Annotated in this window: 15 protein-coding genes; 1 reads left to right on the top strand and 14 read right to left on the bottom strand. The window is 62.8% G+C overall.

Annotation, left to right across the window (positions count from 1 at the left end; genetic code table 11):
• Positions 1–62: 62 nt before the first annotated feature.
• Genes murI through IPF85_RS01090 form a run of 3 tightly spaced genes read right to left on the bottom strand, consistent with a single transcriptional unit; the run spans position 63 to position 2458 of the window.
• A complete protein-coding gene (murI, locus tag IPF85_RS01100; RefSeq protein ID WP_343406215.1) occupies positions 63–866 on the bottom strand; it encodes a glutamate racemase in 804 nt (267 codons plus the stop codon).
• A gap of 7 nt (positions 867–873) precedes the next feature.
• The gene (locus IPF85_RS01095) at positions 874–1650 is read right to left on the bottom strand and encodes a gamma-glutamyl-gamma-aminobutyrate hydrolase family protein (RefSeq protein WP_343406214.1); all 777 of its coding nucleotides are present in this window, start codon (positions 1648–1650) and stop codon (positions 874–876) included.
• A gap of 58 nt (positions 1651–1708) precedes the next feature.
• Positions 1709–2458 carry a Uma2 family endonuclease gene (locus IPF85_RS01090; protein ID WP_343406213.1) on the bottom strand — a complete coding sequence of 250 codons (750 nt, stop codon included), beginning with the start codon at positions 2456–2458 and terminating at the stop codon, positions 1709–1711.
• A gap of 251 nt (positions 2459–2709) precedes the next feature.
• On the opposite strand from IPF85_RS01090, the gene IPF85_RS01085 reads away from it, so the two are divergent.
• Entirely contained in the window at positions 2710–4722 is a 2013-nt protein-coding gene (locus IPF85_RS01085; RefSeq protein WP_343406212.1) for a DUF2723 domain-containing protein, read from the top strand.
• A 101-nt stretch (positions 4723–4823) separates the two neighbouring features.
• Here IPF85_RS01085 and rplI read toward each other — a convergent pair whose 3' ends face one another.
• The 11 genes from rplI to IPF85_RS01030 all read right to left on the bottom strand — a co-directional run bounded on the left by rplI (position 4824) and on the right by IPF85_RS01030 (position 14704).
• Complete coding sequence (gene rplI, locus IPF85_RS01080; protein ID WP_343406211.1) at positions 4824–5276, bottom strand: 50S ribosomal protein L9; 453 nt, start codon at positions 5274–5276, stop codon at positions 4824–4826.
• Positions 5277–5454: 178 nt separating this feature from the next.
• Positions 5455–5631, bottom strand: coding sequence for a hypothetical protein (locus tag IPF85_RS01075; RefSeq protein WP_343406210.1), 177 nt, complete (start codon positions 5629–5631; stop codon positions 5455–5457).
• Positions 5632–5679: 48 nt separating this feature from the next.
• On the bottom strand, positions 5680–7860 hold the full coding sequence (locus tag IPF85_RS01070) for a glycoside hydrolase family 57 protein (RefSeq protein ID WP_343406209.1): 2181 nt from the start codon (positions 7858–7860) through the stop codon (positions 5680–5682).
• Positions 7861–7920: 60 nt separating this feature from the next.
• On the bottom strand, positions 7921–9408 hold the full coding sequence (gene lysS, locus IPF85_RS01065) for a lysine--tRNA ligase (RefSeq protein WP_343406208.1): 1488 nt from the start codon (positions 9406–9408) through the stop codon (positions 7921–7923).
• Positions 9409–9411: 3 nt separating this feature from the next.
• The gene (gene greA, locus IPF85_RS01060; RefSeq protein ID WP_343406207.1) at positions 9412–9885 is read right to left on the bottom strand and encodes a transcription elongation factor GreA; all 474 of its coding nucleotides are present in this window, start codon (positions 9883–9885) and stop codon (positions 9412–9414) included.
• A 234-nt stretch (positions 9886–10119) separates the two neighbouring features.
• Positions 10120–11451: a CpXC domain-containing protein gene (locus tag IPF85_RS01055; protein ID WP_343406206.1), complete on the bottom strand. Its 1332-nt coding sequence runs from the start codon at positions 11449–11451 to the stop codon at positions 10120–10122.
• A 73-nt stretch (positions 11452–11524) separates the two neighbouring features.
• Positions 11525–12517, bottom strand: a complete 993-nt coding sequence (gene miaA, locus IPF85_RS01050) for a tRNA (adenosine(37)-N6)-dimethylallyltransferase MiaA (protein ID WP_343406205.1) — start codon at positions 12515–12517, stop codon at positions 11525–11527.
• Positions 12501–12866 (bottom strand): YraN family protein, encoded by a 366-nt coding sequence (locus IPF85_RS01045; RefSeq protein WP_343406204.1) that lies wholly within the window; start codon positions 12864–12866, stop codon positions 12501–12503. The genes miaA and IPF85_RS01045 overlap by 17 nt, the downstream gene beginning before the upstream one ends.
• Positions 12863–13519, bottom strand: a complete 657-nt coding sequence (locus IPF85_RS01040; protein ID WP_343406203.1) for a ribonuclease HII — start codon at positions 13517–13519, stop codon at positions 12863–12865. Before IPF85_RS01040 ends, IPF85_RS01045 begins: the two co-directional genes overlap by 4 nt.
• 103 nt (positions 13520–13622) lie before the next feature.
• A complete protein-coding gene (gene rplS / locus IPF85_RS01035; protein ID WP_343406202.1) occupies positions 13623–13979 on the bottom strand; it encodes a 50S ribosomal protein L19 in 357 nt (118 codons plus the stop codon).
• Positions 13980–14275: 296 nt separating this feature from the next.
• Positions 14276–14704, bottom strand: a complete 429-nt coding sequence (locus tag IPF85_RS01030) for a hypothetical protein (RefSeq protein WP_343406201.1) — start codon at positions 14702–14704, stop codon at positions 14276–14278.
• Positions 14705–14825: the final 121 nt, after the last annotated feature.

The following is a 14825-nucleotide window of genomic DNA, read 5'->3' as shown; positions in this document are numbered from 1 at the left end:
ATAAATTTGGGATAAAAGTGGGGATATTTTCGCCACGAATTACACGAATTGGCACGAATTGGTTATTCGTGGAGAGACGCTGTCTGCACGTTGGCCTGGTGCGCCGCTTTGGGGCCGAGCAGTTGCCAGAGCTGCTGGCGAAGGCGCTCAGCCGGCCCGGTGGTGTAGAAGCGCCGCTGTGGGACTGAGCTTGTCAGCGGTTTTGTCTCCAGCCGCTCCCACAGGCGCCGCGCCTGCCGGGCGACGGCCGGCGCTGGGTCTATCACCTGGACGCCTGCCCCAACGACCGCCTCGATCGCCGGGCGCAGAAACGGGTAGTGCGTACAGCCCAGCACCAACTCATCCACGCCTTGAGCCGGCAGACCGTCCAGGTAACGGTGCAGCAGGCGCTGGGTGACCGGGCCGTCCAAATCACCCTGCTCCACCTGCTCCACCAGGCCCGGACAGGGCTGCACGAACACCTGCACGCCGTGCGCAAAGCGCGCCATCAAGCGTCCGAAGGGTTCGCCCTGAAAGGTGGCCGGCGTCGCCATGACCGCCACCTTGCCGCTGTTGGTTTTCTCCACGGCCGGCTTCAGCGCCGGCTCCATACCTACGATGGGCAGATCGAACAGCCCGCGCAAGTGCGACAGCGCCGCGGCCGAGGCGGTATTGCACGCGACGACGAGCAGCTCGATTTCCTGGGCCAGCAAGAAACGAGCCACTTTCTCAACACGTTGACGAATGTCGGGCAGGGTGCGTGGTCCATACGGGCAGTAGCCCTGATCGGCAAAATAGATCAAGTCCACGTCAGGCAGCAAAAAGGCGATCTCTCGCCAAACCGAGAGACCGCCTACACCAGAATCAAAAATACCGATGGATGCCACAGATGGCTCAGTGCCCGTTGCGCCGCGACTCGACCGCCGTCTGCACGAACGTCTGGAAGATGCGCAGCATGGCGGCATCATTGCGCGGGGCCAATTCCTCAGGATGCCACTGCAGGCCGATGGCAAAGGGGTGATTGATCGCCTCGACGGCTTCGATGACCCCGTCAGGCGCCCAGGCGGCGGCGCGCAGGTTGTTGCCCAGCGCCTTGACCGACTGATGGTGCATACTGTTGACCGAATGCTCGCCGCCGATGATGTCGTGCAGCCGGCTGCCCGTGTCTACCTCGATCTCGTGGCTGATACGGAAGCGCTCGAATTGGGGCGGGAAGTAGTCATGCTTTTCGGACTGGGGCCGCAGTGCGGTGATGTCCTGAAAGAGAGAGCCACCGGCCACCACATTGAGCATCTGGGCGCCGCGACAGATGGCCATGATCGGCTTGTTCTCCTGCAACGCCCAGCGCGTCAGCAGTGATTCGGTGCGGTCGCGCTCCGCGTCCACTGCGCCCAGGAGTTCGTGCGGTTCTTCCTCGTACAGCGCGGGATCAATATCCTCTCCGCCCGGCAGAAAAACGCCATCCAGGCTATCGTAGATCGTGCGCAGCGTCGCCTCGTCCAATTCCAAGGGGATGGTAATAGGTGCGCCGCCAGCCAGGGTGACGCCCTGGACGTACATGCGATTCTGGATATAGATGGACAGGCCAAAATAACGCTGCGAGCGATCGCGCGCGCTCGGAATGCCAATCAATGCCTGTCGCGGCCGCGATCCGTTTCCGTTCACTCCCATGACTCTCTACCTTTGTTCTCTCTGCTTGCCGACTCTCTTGTTTGCTGATTCCGTTCAGTCAGCGCGCCCACGTGCGGCCTGATCCCGCCTGGCCCGGCATGAGACGTGCCTGCTCAACCGTTGCTATGGGTTCCGTTTTTCCCTGCCAGGAGCGCTCGCAGGCGGGCAACCTCTGTCTCGGCCACCTCAGCGCGCTGCAAGGCTTCGTGTGTGCGCTGCGCTTCAGTCGCGGCGCGCGCTGCGCTTCAGTCGCGGCGCGCTGCGCTTCGGCCTCGCCAACAACGGGAATCAAAGCCCCATCCGACCCATAGAGACGCAGCCAGGTCTGCTGCAGGCGCAGGAACTCGCCCTGCCAGGCGCCCAACCAAGCGTCGAGTTCATGACTCCAGAGCCAACCATGCGCATTCGGTTTCAGGGCGCGGTATTCGCCAGCGTCCAGACTCCACCCCAGTAGCTCAGGTCCGCCGGGGTCATAGCAGAAATACTCCGTCGTGCGAAACACCCGCTCGTACAGGTCCTTCTTGAATCCCAAATCGGTATGAATCGTGGATGGAGAGGCCAGCTCGATGATGACATTCGGATAGCGGCCGTTCTCCTCCCAGACGATCCAGGCGCCCCGATCACGGCTGCCATCCACCCCAGTGACCACGAAAAAATCAGGCCCGCGATAGTCTCGATTGCGCGCTTGCTCCGCACTGAAGTAGATGAACATGTTGCCACCGGCAAAATAGTCGGTGCGCTGGCGCCAATGATAGTGCAGCGAGTCAATCAGCAGGTTCATCTCGATACGATGCCAATTTGATTCCAAGGGGACACCATCCTCTGTAGGTAACTCGAGCATCATGAAGTCAAAGCCGACTGGCCGCGCTTCTGTTCGTAGATCCAACATCGTTCATCCCTCCGCGCTGCTTACACGCAAAGCAGTTGTATGCAAGTATATCATAGACCAGCGCATTGTGATAATGCATAAGCCGGGCGACACCAAGCCGCCGCAACAAAGTCAAAGTCCGCGTGCATGGACTACCCCTAAAATGTAACGTTTGCTGGTTGACAAAGCCTGTGAGCAATGCTACAGTGCAGCCCATGATCTGGCAGACTCGTTTCGTGGCTTTCCATCAACACTCGCGCTTGCAACACCCGCGACGGCCGGCCCGCATGGGGCTGATCGTGCTGCTGATTGGGGCTTGTTGCCTCTACCTATCCACGCTGGATAATGGATTGCGCGCCGGTGAATTGGCCGGCGGCGACCTGATCACGCACCAGTATGCCCAGGTGCAGGCACGACCAAGCAACGCGCCCGGCTATCCGCTCTACACCTTGGGCGGTTGGCTCTGGTTCCACGGCGGACGCCTGCTGCTGCCCCAGGTCAACCCCGTCAGCCTGCTGGCCGGCTACTCCACATGGTGGGCGCTGCTGACGTTGGCCCTGCTCTATCGGCTGCTTCTGCGCCTGACCCAGCACAACTGGCCGCTGGCCTGGCTCGCCGCCGCCATCTACGCCACCACCTACTTCTTCTGGTTCTACGCCGTCACCACCGAACAGTACACCTCGGCCGTGCTGCACACGTTGCTGTTCGTCTGGGCCGCCTGTCGCTGGCTGGAAGCTGCACCACGCGCAGGCGCAGCCGTCGGCTCCCCTCACGCGGCCGACCGCTGGCTGATGCTCATCGCCCTCCTGACCGGGCTTGCGCTCAGCCACATGGTCACAGTCCTGGCGATTGTCCCACCCATCGCCTGGCTGGTGCTCCGCCAGCAGCCTGATCTCCTACGCCGGCCGCGCTTCCTCGCTCAGCTCCTGGTCATCGCCCTGCTCCCGCTGCTCAGCTACATCTTCATCTACCTGCGTGGCGCGCAGCATCCGGAATGGCGCGGCAGCGGCGTCTGGTTGAGCACCTGGGACTGGTTCTGGCATTTCATCAGCACCGGCCAGGGCCGCAGCGAATTGACCTGGTCGCTCACGCCCCCGTGGACGGTCGAATGGCCCGCGCTGCTCTGGCGTGAGCTGACGCCCCTGGGCACGCTGGCCGGTCTTGCGGGCTGGGCGCTCCTCGGTCGGCGCCTGGGTGGCCTGCTGGCCGGCGCCGCCCTCATCTACGTCGCCTTCAGTTTCATTGACCGCCTGGGCAACTGGTACCAGGTGGTGATGCCGGTCTATGCCCTGCTGGCGTTGGGGTTAGGCGTGGCAGCCGACCGGGTCTGGAAGCGCGCCACGGCCGGCGCAGTGTACAGCGGCCGCTGGGCGCGCCGCGTGCCGGCGCTGCTGCTGCTGGCGCTCGGTCTGCTGCTGGGCAGCCGCCTGCTGTTCAACTTTGGGCGCGCCGATCAGTCCGATCGAATCACCGACACGGGGCTGGCGCCAGGCTGGGATCTCTTGGCGGATGCGCCGTCCGCGGCGCACATCCTGGCGACCACAGCCGAGGCTGACGCCCTGCGCTACCTGACCATCATCGGCGGCGTGCGGCCAGACGTGCGCCCGCTCACAAGCGCGGAGGCCCGCGACATCTTGATCACGGGCGGGCGGCTTTTCACTTCGGTGGCGGCCGCGCCCCTGGTCGCGCAGGAGGTCACAGCGCAGCCGCATTGGCGAGCCGTCAGCGCCAACTTGATTGAGGTGATGGCCGCGCCCGCGCTGGCCGCCGATACACGAGACGCCCAGGTCATCGGCGATGGTCTGGCCTTGCTCAGCGTCACCGCGCGCCTGGTCGAACCGCAGCGCGCAGACGATTGGCCCGGATGGGCGCCATCCAGGCCGTTGACGCCGAGCCTTGAAGTGCGCGTCACCTGGCTGGCGCAGGCGCGGCCGGCCGCGGACTGGGCGGTGTCCATACGCGCCATTCGCCAGGGGCAGGCACTGCAGGCGGCAGATCAGCTCGTTCAATTCGATGTACGCCACCCGGTCGCCGGCCTGTATCCCACCACCGCGTGGAGCGCCGGCGAAGCCATCACCGACGTTTTTCGCCTGCCTCTGCCCAGTCATCCGCGTCCGGATGCGGCGCAGATCGTCATCTACCGTCAGCTTGACAGCGGCAGCTTCGAGAACCTGGGCAGCATTCAGATACCGATCGAACCCTAGACAGCCCACGCGCCTGATCGGTGCAACAAAGAGAGCCTGCGAAACGGGCGTTTCGCAGGCTCCCTGACTCAACCGGGCATTTCCCGAAAGCGGACGAAGATTTACTGCTCCTCGTGATTGACCACAACCTTGACGTCGGGTCGAATGTCCCCCAGCAGCTTGACGCCTACGCTGTGTGTGCCAACCTCGCGGATGGGATGTTCAAGCAAAATGGTGCGCTTGTCCACCGGCTGCCCCAATGCCTTTTCGAGCGCGGTGGCAATATCAGCGCCAGTGATCGAACCGTAGAGACGGCCTGACTCACCGGCCTTGGCCGTGAACGTGAGCGTCGTGGCCGTCATGCGCTCGGCCAGGGACTGCGCCTGCTGGCGTTCGCGTGTCTGGCGGCGGGTTGTCGCATCCTTGATGTCTTTGACCTGCTGACGTACACCACCGGTCGCGGGTGTAGCCAGCCCACGTGGGATCAAATAATTAGCCGCATAGCCGCCCGTTACCTTCTTGATGTCACCGGCATGGCCCAGGGCCGGCACGTCTTTCAATAAAAGCACTTCCATGATCTGCTCTCTCGCTCCTCTGCTTGGGTTCGTTTTCCACGTAACGCCATCTTACTCGAAATCTGCGCAGCGTCCAAATTCACCGCGGCCCGGTCGCCCGCTCACCCCCGCCCCAAATTTTGCCTCTTGGCAGATCGCCGCGCGTGATATGCTCGACTCGTCAACAGCTCTGTCACAGCTATCTCAGCTTGTTGGGAGATGATTCGGCGCGCACGGCGGTCAGCGCATCCCTCAATTCATCTGATAGCTCCTCATCCGAGACACCCGTAAAGTCCTCCGCCAAACGGTCCATGGCCGCAAATTGCGCGTGCCATTGATCGTCGGGAAGATGCTGCCACGGATCGCGGGCCAGCACCCACGCCCGCCGGGCCGACTTTTGCCACGAATTGACACGAAACAACCATCAGGCGGGTGGGGCCAGGGCCGCAAAGAGAATGGCTTGCGGGCCTTCGGACGGCAGGCTGACGATGCGCTGGCGGTCGTCGCTGGCGTCGGCTTGTACATGGATGGTCATCCCGAAGGTCAGTCCGAGTGACTCCAGGGGCACGGCCACTTCGATGACGCGCTCACCTACGGCTGTGGGCGCCGTACCTACATGCTCCCAGCCGTCGCTCGTCTGCTGGTGCAGCCAGGCTGTCGTCGCGGCTGCCATCCGGCGCACGCCCCACGTTGTGGATGTCCGCCCTGGCGCTTCCGTGCGCAGGTTGACGCCAATGTCGGTGTGAGCAGTGCTGGTGGCAAGTTCCAGGCGCAGGTACAGGGCGTTGTTGTCATAGCCGACGCGGATGATCTGCAGCGGGCTGGGGCGATCGTCGGCGCGCTGCATGGCGCCGCTGACCGCGCGGGCCTGGATGATGGCCGCGCCGTTCCACTCGGGGGCTGCATCCGCCGCGGCGCGCAGTCTGGGGGTGATCTGCGCGGTTGGCTGTTGATGGTTCCACAGCAGGCGGCCGCCCTGGGCAATGGGTGTCATCACCCACTCTGGAATGGCCTGATGCATGATTTCATAAACCACCGCCATGTTGGCGCGGAAGGTTTGGTCGAACAGCAGGTCCTGGTCGGAGGAGTTGTTGCGCGAATACCACCAGAACCAATCGCTGCCTTCGCTGATGTAGATGGCCTGCCAGGCACGCGCCAACTGCGCCGGCTCGATGTCCACGGCCGCCTGTTGCCAGGCGATCAGGTCGGCGCGGGTACGGGCCAGGGCGCTCCAGGCGCGCGTGTGCTCAGGGTCACCGATCCAGGTGGTCAGGTCGCCGCGAATCCAGGAGCCGGTTGCCAGGTGCGGCAGGGTGGCGCGAGTGGGGTGCGTGTCCAGGTATTCGCTGACGGTGACGGCGCGCAGTTCGTGGTTCTGCTGCAGGCGCTGATAAAGACTGTCGAGAAAAATATCACCATTGTGTTCGTACCATTCCCAGCAGTTCTCGCCGTCCAGGATGATGGGCAGCAGGAACGGCTGCGTGTCGCCTAGGCGCCAATGCACCCACTGCAGGCGGGTGACCAGGTCTTCGGCCGCCTGCACGCCGTGGATGTTCTGGTAGAGAAAGCCAATGCGATCCGACATCTCATGGTCGCGGAAGATCATGGCGGGGCCGGGCTGGTCGTCAACGAGCAGGCGATAGGGCTGGTAGAAAGCGGCCGGGTTGGTGTTGAGCTTCTCATGGTCACGAACCACGGGGATGTCGAGACTGCGGGCCAGGATCTCTTCATCCGAGGCCAGCCAGCGCAGGCCCGCGGCCTGGACATAGGGCAGAATCTCCGGGGAGACGGCGCCTTCGGCCGGCCACAGTCCGCGCGGCAGGCGACCCAAATGCTGACTGTGATGGGCAACGGCCAGCCGCACTTGGGTTTCGGCATCGGTCGGTGCGCTGAAGTTGTAGCCGGACGGCGGCAAGGGCAGGCCGGGCGAATGGCGCAGGGCATGACGATTGTCTTGCAGGAGCGGCAGGATAGGATGGTAGTAGGGGCTTGTGGTCAGTTCGATTTGCCCCTGGGCCTCGCGCTCGCGGTAGCTTTGCAGGGCCATGCCGCACATCTTGAGATGTTTGTGGATGACGGCCATGGTGTCGGCCAGGCTGAAATGGCGCCCCTTGCGCACGAGGGCGGACAGTTCAGGGTCGTTTTCCAACCAGTTGGGATCAGTCCAGGCCAGGTTGAACCAGGTGATGAGGTCCCGGTAGTCGGTATCGCTGAGGGTCAGCGGATTGAGCAGGGCGCGCTCGCGCTGTTCGATCAGTTCGCTGAAGCGGGGGTAGCGGCGCGCGATGTTGGGCCAGTTGACGCTGTAGCAGATGTTGACGAGATACGTCTTTTCTTCCTCGGTCCAGGCGCTGCGCTGCGCCAGGGACATGACGCGGTCGGTCAGGCGACCGGCGGCGTAGTCGAGCAGTTGCTCGGTGAGGGATGGGACCAGGTTGAAGGTGGCGTGGACGGCGGGGTACTTCGCCAGGACTTCAACCATGTGGAGGTAGTCCTTGGCCGCATGCAGACGCACCCACGGCAGCAGGGCTTCAGTCTGCCCAGGCGCGCGGTAGTAGGGCTGGTGCATGTGCCAGACGAAGGCGACGTAGAGTGGATAGGGCATCGTTGACCTCATCGAGTCATGCGGCGCTGAAGCCGGCGATGCCTCTTCAGCGCCCTGGTTTCATGTTTCTTTTGTGCGGAGGTGGGGGAAGAGAACAACTTCCCGAATCGTGGGCTGATCGGTGAAGATCATTGCCAGGCGATCAATGCCGATGCCACAACCACCGGTGGGCGGCAGGCCGTAGCAGAGCGCGGTGATGAAGTCTTCATCGAGTGGATGCGCATCTTCGTCACCGGCAGCCAGCGCGCGCCCCATGTCTTCGAAACGCTGCAGTTGATCGAGCGGATCGTTGAGTTCGGAGAAGGCATTGCTTATTTCCATGCCGCCGATGAAGCATTCGAAGCGTTCGACCGTGGTGGGATCCGTGTCCTTTTTCTTGGCCAGTGGCGAAATTTCCACCGGATAGTCCAGGATGAACGTCGGTTGCACCAGATTTGGCTCGACGTGCGTGGCAAAGAGGCTCTCGATCAGTTTGCCTCGGTTGGCGTTGGCTTCTGGTGGATGCCCCAGACCGCGCATGGCGGCGGCCAGGCTGGCAGCATCGGCGTAATCCGCGTAGTCCAGCCCGGTGGCCGTGCGAATGGCCTCGCGCATCGTCAGCCGGCGCCAGGGCGGGGTGAGATCAAGCTCATGACCCTGGTAGGTGAGGCGGGTATGGCCGTTCAGCGCCCGCGCCACCGACGTGATCAATTCTTCGCAGCGTCGCATCATGCCGCCATAGTCGCTATAGGCTTCGTAGAACTCAAGCTGGGTGAACTCCGGGTTGTGCTTGAAGCTGATGCCTTCGTTGCGAAAGTCGCGGCCGATCTCATAGACGCGCTCGTAGCCACCGACGAGCAGGCGTTTGAGGTACAGCTCGAAGGAGATGCGCAGGTAGAGATTCTGTTTAAGCTGATTGTGAAAGGTGACGAAGGGCCGCGCCTCCGCGCCGCCGTAGAGCGGCTGCAGGATGGGGGTTTCCACCTCAAGGAAACTGACTTCATCCAGGTAGCGACGGATGGCGCTGACGATGCGCGCCCGCGTGACAAAGGTTTGGCGCACCTCTGGATTGGCCAGCAGGTCCACGTAACGCTGGCGAAAGCGGGTCTCGACATCGCGCAGGCCATGCCACTTATCTGGTAAGGGGTGCAGCGCTTTGCTGATCAGGCGCAGTGACTGCACCTGGCAGCTCGGTTCACCCGTCTTGGTGCGCACAAGGGCGCCGCTGGCCTCGACGAAGTCGCCGAGGTCCAGGAGTTTCTTGAGCAGATTCTCGTAGATCTCAGCGCCCACGTCGTTTTGTCGAATGAACAACTGGAAACGACCACTGCCGTCTTCGATATGGGCGAAGGACGCCTTGCCCATGATCCGGAGCGCCACCAGGCGGCCGGTCAACCAGACGGTCGCCGCGCTTGTGCCGGTTGCCTCGGCGGCTTCCAGGGCCGCTACTGCCTCCTGCGCCGTGTGGGTGCGCTGGCAGCGTGCGGGATAGGCAGGGATGTTCAGTTCTTGTAAGCGCGCCAGCTTTTCGCGGCGGGCCTGCTCTTGATCGCTCAGATTTTCAAACACGGGTCACTCGATCTCGACGATGTCCACGTTGATGGTGCCGCCTGGTGTGTTGATCTGTTTGTGCTGACCCACCCGTCCGCCCATCAAGGCGCGGCCCATAGGCGATTCGTTCGAAATTCGCCCCTCTGCTGGGTTAGCTTCGGCCGAACCAACGATCACATAGGTGTCAGTCTCGTCAAACTCGATATCGCGTACCGTGACGCGAGCGCCGAGCACGACGTGGGTTTTGTGGTGATTGCTCTCGATCATGACCGCGCCGGCAATCAGGCGCTCAACGGTCTTGATGCGTCCTTCCACAAACGCCTGCTCATTCTTGGCTTCGTCGTAGCCCGCATTCTCAGACACGTCGCCATCCATTTTGGCTTCGTGAATCTTGTGGGCCACGTCCGCCCGTCGTACGGTCTGCAGGTATTCCAGCTCTTCGCGCAGCTTCTGAATACCTTCTACTGTCAAGTATACTTCCTTGTTATTCGCCATCGTCCTCTCTCGTGCATTCTTGTGGTCACGGCGTTGACCAGGGCTATGGCGCGCTATGGCGCGCAATGAAACAAAAAAAAGACCAGCGCCGAAGGCGCCGTCTTCTATCGAGCCTATCTGATGATGATGTGACCCCTGCATTGGCTGCGGTGGCAAACCGGGAAAATCGCCAGCATGATACAAACGACGTCATTATACACGATCACCGTGGAATTGACAAGATGGCACGCGCTGTCACACCACCAGGGCAGCCTGCCCGCGCACGTCGCGCAGGCGCTTGGCTACTTCGGCCTGCCCCTGCTGTTCCATCATGCCCGCGACTTCATCCAGGGCGGCCAGAAAATCAGGTGTCAGTTCAGCGCGCCGCTCTACCAGCAATTTGCGGGTGCCGCTTGGGTATTCGGTGGTCAGTAGTTCGTTGATGAATTGCACTTCAGGCGGTTGCGCCGACTGCATCTGCTGCATGATCGTCTGCATGATCGCGTTGAGACGGTTGGCCACAGGACGGTTGCCGCGCTGCATCGCCGCCTCCAGGTTCATCTCCAGCACCTGCATGAACGCATCGTCCACCCGATCCCAGTTCTCCTGCAGGAGGGTCTGCGGGTCAGGCGCTTGCAGCAGGTCGCGCAGGAACGTGCTGGCCTCTTCGAGCATCTGGCGGCTGGCCTGGTCAAGTTGCGCGGTCAGCGCCAGGATGCGCTCGCGCAGCGAGGTCAGGCGCTGGGCTGTTGCGGTGTCGCCAGCCGCCTGCGCCGTTTCGATGCGGCCGGTCAGCTCTTGATAAAAACCATAGTCAATCAGCGGACGACCGGCCATGACATAGGCCTCGAGTTGATCGTCCTCGGCGGCCACGATCATGTTCAGGAGTTGCTCCCGCGTGGTCTGCTGGTTGATCTGGCCGACGGCTTCCTGCTGTGCCCTGGCCTTGTCACCAAACGAGGTCTGCGGTAGGATCTGTTGATAGAGCGCGGCAAACATGTTGGCAGACTGGGTGTCGCCCTCGGCTGCGTATTGCTCCACCATGGCCGCCAGCATGGTGAAAAAGTTCAAGTCCAATTTGGCATCGTACTCTTTGGCCATGGCCTGCAGCGCGTCCGCGCTGGTCGCGCCGCGCAAAATGGTCTCCAGCAACTGCATCCGCTCACGCTGGGCGCGCTGCATCTCCGGTGTGATGCCGTCGGCAGCCAGGATGGCCTCGACCATGCCGTTGAGCGTGATGAATTCCTTGGGCTGGAAGAGATAGGCCCGGCGCTGCTCCGGCAGCAGGCTGTCCACCAGGCGCCGGTTGAGATCGCCGATGAGGCGCTGACGATCCTTGTTGGCCAGGTTGATTTCGTGTGGTAGGAAAATGCCCAGGAAGTCCTTGCTGCCATCATGGTAGAGCAGGGCGCCGCCCATCTGGAAAGTGCGTCGGCAGTTCGGGCAGGTCGCTGAATTCAGGCGGCCCGACAAAAACTGCCCCTTGAGGTCGGGGTTCTGGCCCACGTCAATGATACTGTGAATCTCAACCGGTACGGACGCCCGGCAATAAGGGCAGGACGTCGTTACTTTTTGCGCAGCGATCATGTTCGCCTTCCTTTCGCGGTTCTCGCTTTCGTGTCTCTCGCTTGTTTACATAATAAAATCATCGGCGCCAATGTCAGCACTCATCGGCGCGCAGGGCGCTCGCGGTCAGCCAGCCGTGGATGCCAGCCAGGATGCGGGCCGTCGGGTCGGGTTCCGCTTCATACCAGTGAATGGCCGGGTTGGTGGCACGGAACCAGTTGCGTTGCTGGCGCACGAAGCGGCGGGTGTTGCGTTTGATTTCCACCACGGCCGCATCCAGGGTCAAATCACCGACCAGGTATTGCCCAATCTCCCGATAGCCCAGGCCAGTCAGCGCCGGCTGGGTCGCTTGCAAGCCAAGTCCGAGCACGCGCTGGCGCACCTGCTGCACCTCGGCCACCAGCCCCTGGGCCAACATAGCATCCACCCGCGCATCGAGGCGTGCGTAGAGATCAGCGACGGGCCGCTGCAGGCCAACCTGCCAGACCCGATAGGGCGGCGGCTGTCGCGTCTGCAATTGGCTGATGGGCTGTGTACTGGTCAGGCACACTTCCAACGCCCGAATGACGCGGCGCACGTTGCGCCCATCTATGGCCGCCGCGGCAACCGGATCGAGCACAGCCAGGCGTTCATGCAGCGCCGCGGCCCCGTGCCGGATCGCGTCCGCTTCCAGGCGGAGGCGCAGGTCAGGGTCAGGCGCGATCGCGGTCAGCGTCCAACCTTCCAGCACGGCCCGCACATACTGGCCGCTGCCGCCCACCAGGAAGGGCAAGCGCCCGCGGCGCAGAATATCATCAATCGCTTGGTAGGCCAGGTCCCGAAACTCAGCCAGGGTCAGCGCCTGCTCCGGCGGCGCGATGTCCAGCAGATGATGGGGCACCAATGCTCGTTCGGCGGCGGTAGACTTGGCGGTGCCAATGTCCATCCCCTGGTAAACCTGGCGCGAGTCAGCCGAGACAATTTCACCGTCCAGGGCCAACGCCAGCCGGATGGCCAGGGCCGTCTTGCCCACGGCGGTCGGTCCCACCACGGCAATCAGCGGAGGCAGGGCGGGGGCGGGCGGGCGTGTCTCATTCTCCGACGACATTTTGGAGCACCGTGATGCGCTGCAGGTGACCGGCGTGATCGAGCACAATGGCGACGACGTCAATGCGCCAGGCGCCGGTCCAGCCGGTGGTTTGGACATAGGTCTGCGCGGTGGCAACCAGGCGCGCCTGCTTGGCGGGCGTGACCGATTCTTCGGGTGTGCCGAAGGCGGCGCCGCGCCGGGTACGCACTTCGACGAAAGCCAGGACGCCGGCATCCTCCCCCACCAGGTCAATTTCGCCAAAACGGCAGCGCCAGTTGGTGGCTCGGATCGTGTAACCCTGGCGTTGCAGTTCGGCGGCCGCCAATAATTCACCGCGAGCGCCCAGCCCCTGGCGTGCGGTGGTCATGCCTGCTGCTCTACCGCCCAAGTTGCCGGCGGTTGGGGCGTTGGCAGCACGCGACGAAAGCTCAGCCGATGCTCAGGACACGGACCGACGGTGGCCAGCGCTCGCAAGTGCGCAGGCGTGCCATAGCCCTTGTTGTGCGCAAAATCGTAGGCCGGAAAGGTGTCGTGCAGAGCGGTCAGCCAGCGGTCGCGCGTGACCTTGGCCACGATCGAGGCCGCGGCAATCGAGAGCGAGCAACTGTCCCCTCTGACAATTCCTTTTTGTGGCACCGGAAGCTCCAGGGTCAAGAAATCAATCAACAGAAAATCGGCCGGCATGCCGAGGGCATGCAATTGTGCGAGCGCGAGCTGCATCGCTTGCCGGGTTGCCGCCACGATGCCAATCCTGTCAATCTCAGCGGCGGCCACATGACCGACACCTACACCACGCGCAACCCGGTGAATGGCGACGGCCAGGCGCTGCCGTTGGCGTGTACTCAACTGCTTGGAGTCATTGACCTCAGCCAGCGCCGGCGGCACATCGCTTAGGATGGGCAAGACCACGGCGGCTGCGACCACCGGCCCGGCCAGCGCCCCGCGGCCCACCTCATCCAGCCCGGCCACGGTGCCGTAGCCCAGTTGCCAGAGCCGGGTTTCTTCGCTCAGGTCAGGCATAGTTGCGCGCTCCAAAAACAAAGCGCAGGGAACATCCCTGCGCTCTCACGCTTGGCGAAGTGAAAGGCACCCCGCACCCCGGCGAACGAGCGGCGACGACGGACTAGTCGCGCAGCTCACGCAGGCGGGCGGACTTGCCGCGGCGCTCACGTAGGAAGTAAAGCTGGGCACGGCGCACCTTGCTGTGCCGCAGGACTTCGATCTTGTCCAGGCGGGGCGAGTGCGACAGAAACGTGCGCTCGACGCCAATGCCGTGCGAGGCAATGCGGCGTACGGTGAACGATGAATTGACACCGCTGCCGCCCTGCAGGCGCATGATGACGCCCTGAAAAATCTGCACACGCTCGCGGTTGCCTTCGATGATGCGCTGATGCACCTTGACCGTGTCACCGATTCTCAGCGCCGGCATGTCGCTGCGCAGTTGTTCTTGCTCTACTGAAAGCATCAAAGTATTCGTCATGATGACCCTTTCTTCTTATGATTCCTACGGTCTGTCTTTGCCATTTTTTGGTCTTGCGTCGAATGATCTCTGACGCTTGCAGTCCCGGTCGCAGCAGGCCCTTTATGACAAGCGGAACCCGGTGGCATGGGCCGCCGGGTCAGACTTCGCACATGGTTTATTGCCGTGTTGACGCACGATTGGCGATTATAACATGGAGTAACACAACCGCCAAATTATCGGTGGTCAGCGCCTCTGGCGCGATGCCGAATGGGCAACGGACGGCCGTCGCGCCCGAGGCGTGACCAAAGCGCGGACTACGGGCAGGGGGTGGGCGTGGGCGCAACATCGAGGTCGGTGGCTGCATCGGCTGTGGTTGCGTCTCCGGGGTGAGATTCGGTGCCAGGTACAGGAGGAACCGACGCAGTATCTGCGCTGTCAGGCCGGGCTGGGCCTTGATTGACTCGGTCCAGTATTGCCTCGCGTTCCGCCGGGCTGAGTTGTTCGGTTGGCCCTGCGGCAACGGTCAGGTCGTCTACGCCGACAGGGCTGGCGTTGGCCTGCCCGCTCTCTTCAGCGCCGAGGCTATCTCCGATCACAGCCGTGGGTGTGGGGCAGCCGGTTTGGTCGGCTTGACCGCCGGTATTGCTCATGGGGGCCTGGAAGGTGCAGGCGCCCAGGGCAAGCGCCACGATATTGGCGATGGTACACATCTTGAAAGTGCTCCACTGTCTTGTTGTCATCATGTTGTACTGACTCCTTTGGATGATTGACTCGCAGACTGCCGAAGTCTTGCAGACTTCCGAAGTCTCACTCTCGTTGAGCCGCGTCCAAGACGCTTGCCTGGCGCGATTTGTTCAATTGCGG

The organism is Candidatus Amarolinea dominans (genome assembly GCF_016704685.1).
In the GTDB taxonomy this organism is placed as follows: domain Bacteria; phylum Chloroflexota; class Anaerolineae; order SSC4; family Amarolineaceae; genus Amarolinea; species Amarolinea dominans.
This window is presented reverse-complemented; position numbering and strand designations above follow the sequence as displayed.

Coding starts and splice junctions, on each gene's coding strand:
- IPF85_RS01095 (WP_343406214.1), bottom strand. CDS start 1,650: ATGGGAGTGAACGGAAACGGATCGCGGCCGCGACAGGCATTGATTGGC.
- rplI (WP_343406211.1), bottom strand. CDS start 5,276: ATGGAAGTGCTTTTATTGAAAGACGTGCCGGCCCTGGGCCATGCCGGT.
- IPF85_RS01070 (WP_343406209.1), bottom strand. CDS start 7,860: ATGCCCTATCCACTCTACGTCGCCTTCGTCTGGCACATGCACCAGCCC.
- greA (WP_343406207.1), bottom strand. CDS start 9,885: ATGGCGAATAACAAGGAAGTATACTTGACAGTAGAAGGTATTCAGAAG.
- IPF85_RS01055 (WP_343406206.1), bottom strand. CDS start 11,451: ATGATCGCTGCGCAAAAAGTAACGACGTCCTGCCCTTATTGCCGGGCG.
- miaA (WP_343406205.1), bottom strand. CDS start 12,517: ATGTCGTCGGAGAATGAGACACGCCCGCCCGCCCCCGCCCTGCCTCCG.
- IPF85_RS01045 (WP_343406204.1), bottom strand. CDS start 12,866: ATGACCACCGCACGCCAGGGGCTGGGCGCTCGCGGTGAATTATTGGCG.
- IPF85_RS01040 (WP_343406203.1), bottom strand. CDS start 13,519: ATGCCTGACCTGAGCGAAGAAACCCGGCTCTGGCAACTGGGCTACGGC.
- rplS (WP_343406202.1), bottom strand. CDS start 13,979: ATGACGAATACTTTGATGCTTTCAGTAGAGCAAGAACAACTGCGCAGC.
- IPF85_RS01030 (WP_343406201.1), bottom strand. CDS start 14,704: ATGATGACAACAAGACAGTGGAGCACTTTCAAGATGTGTACCATCGCC.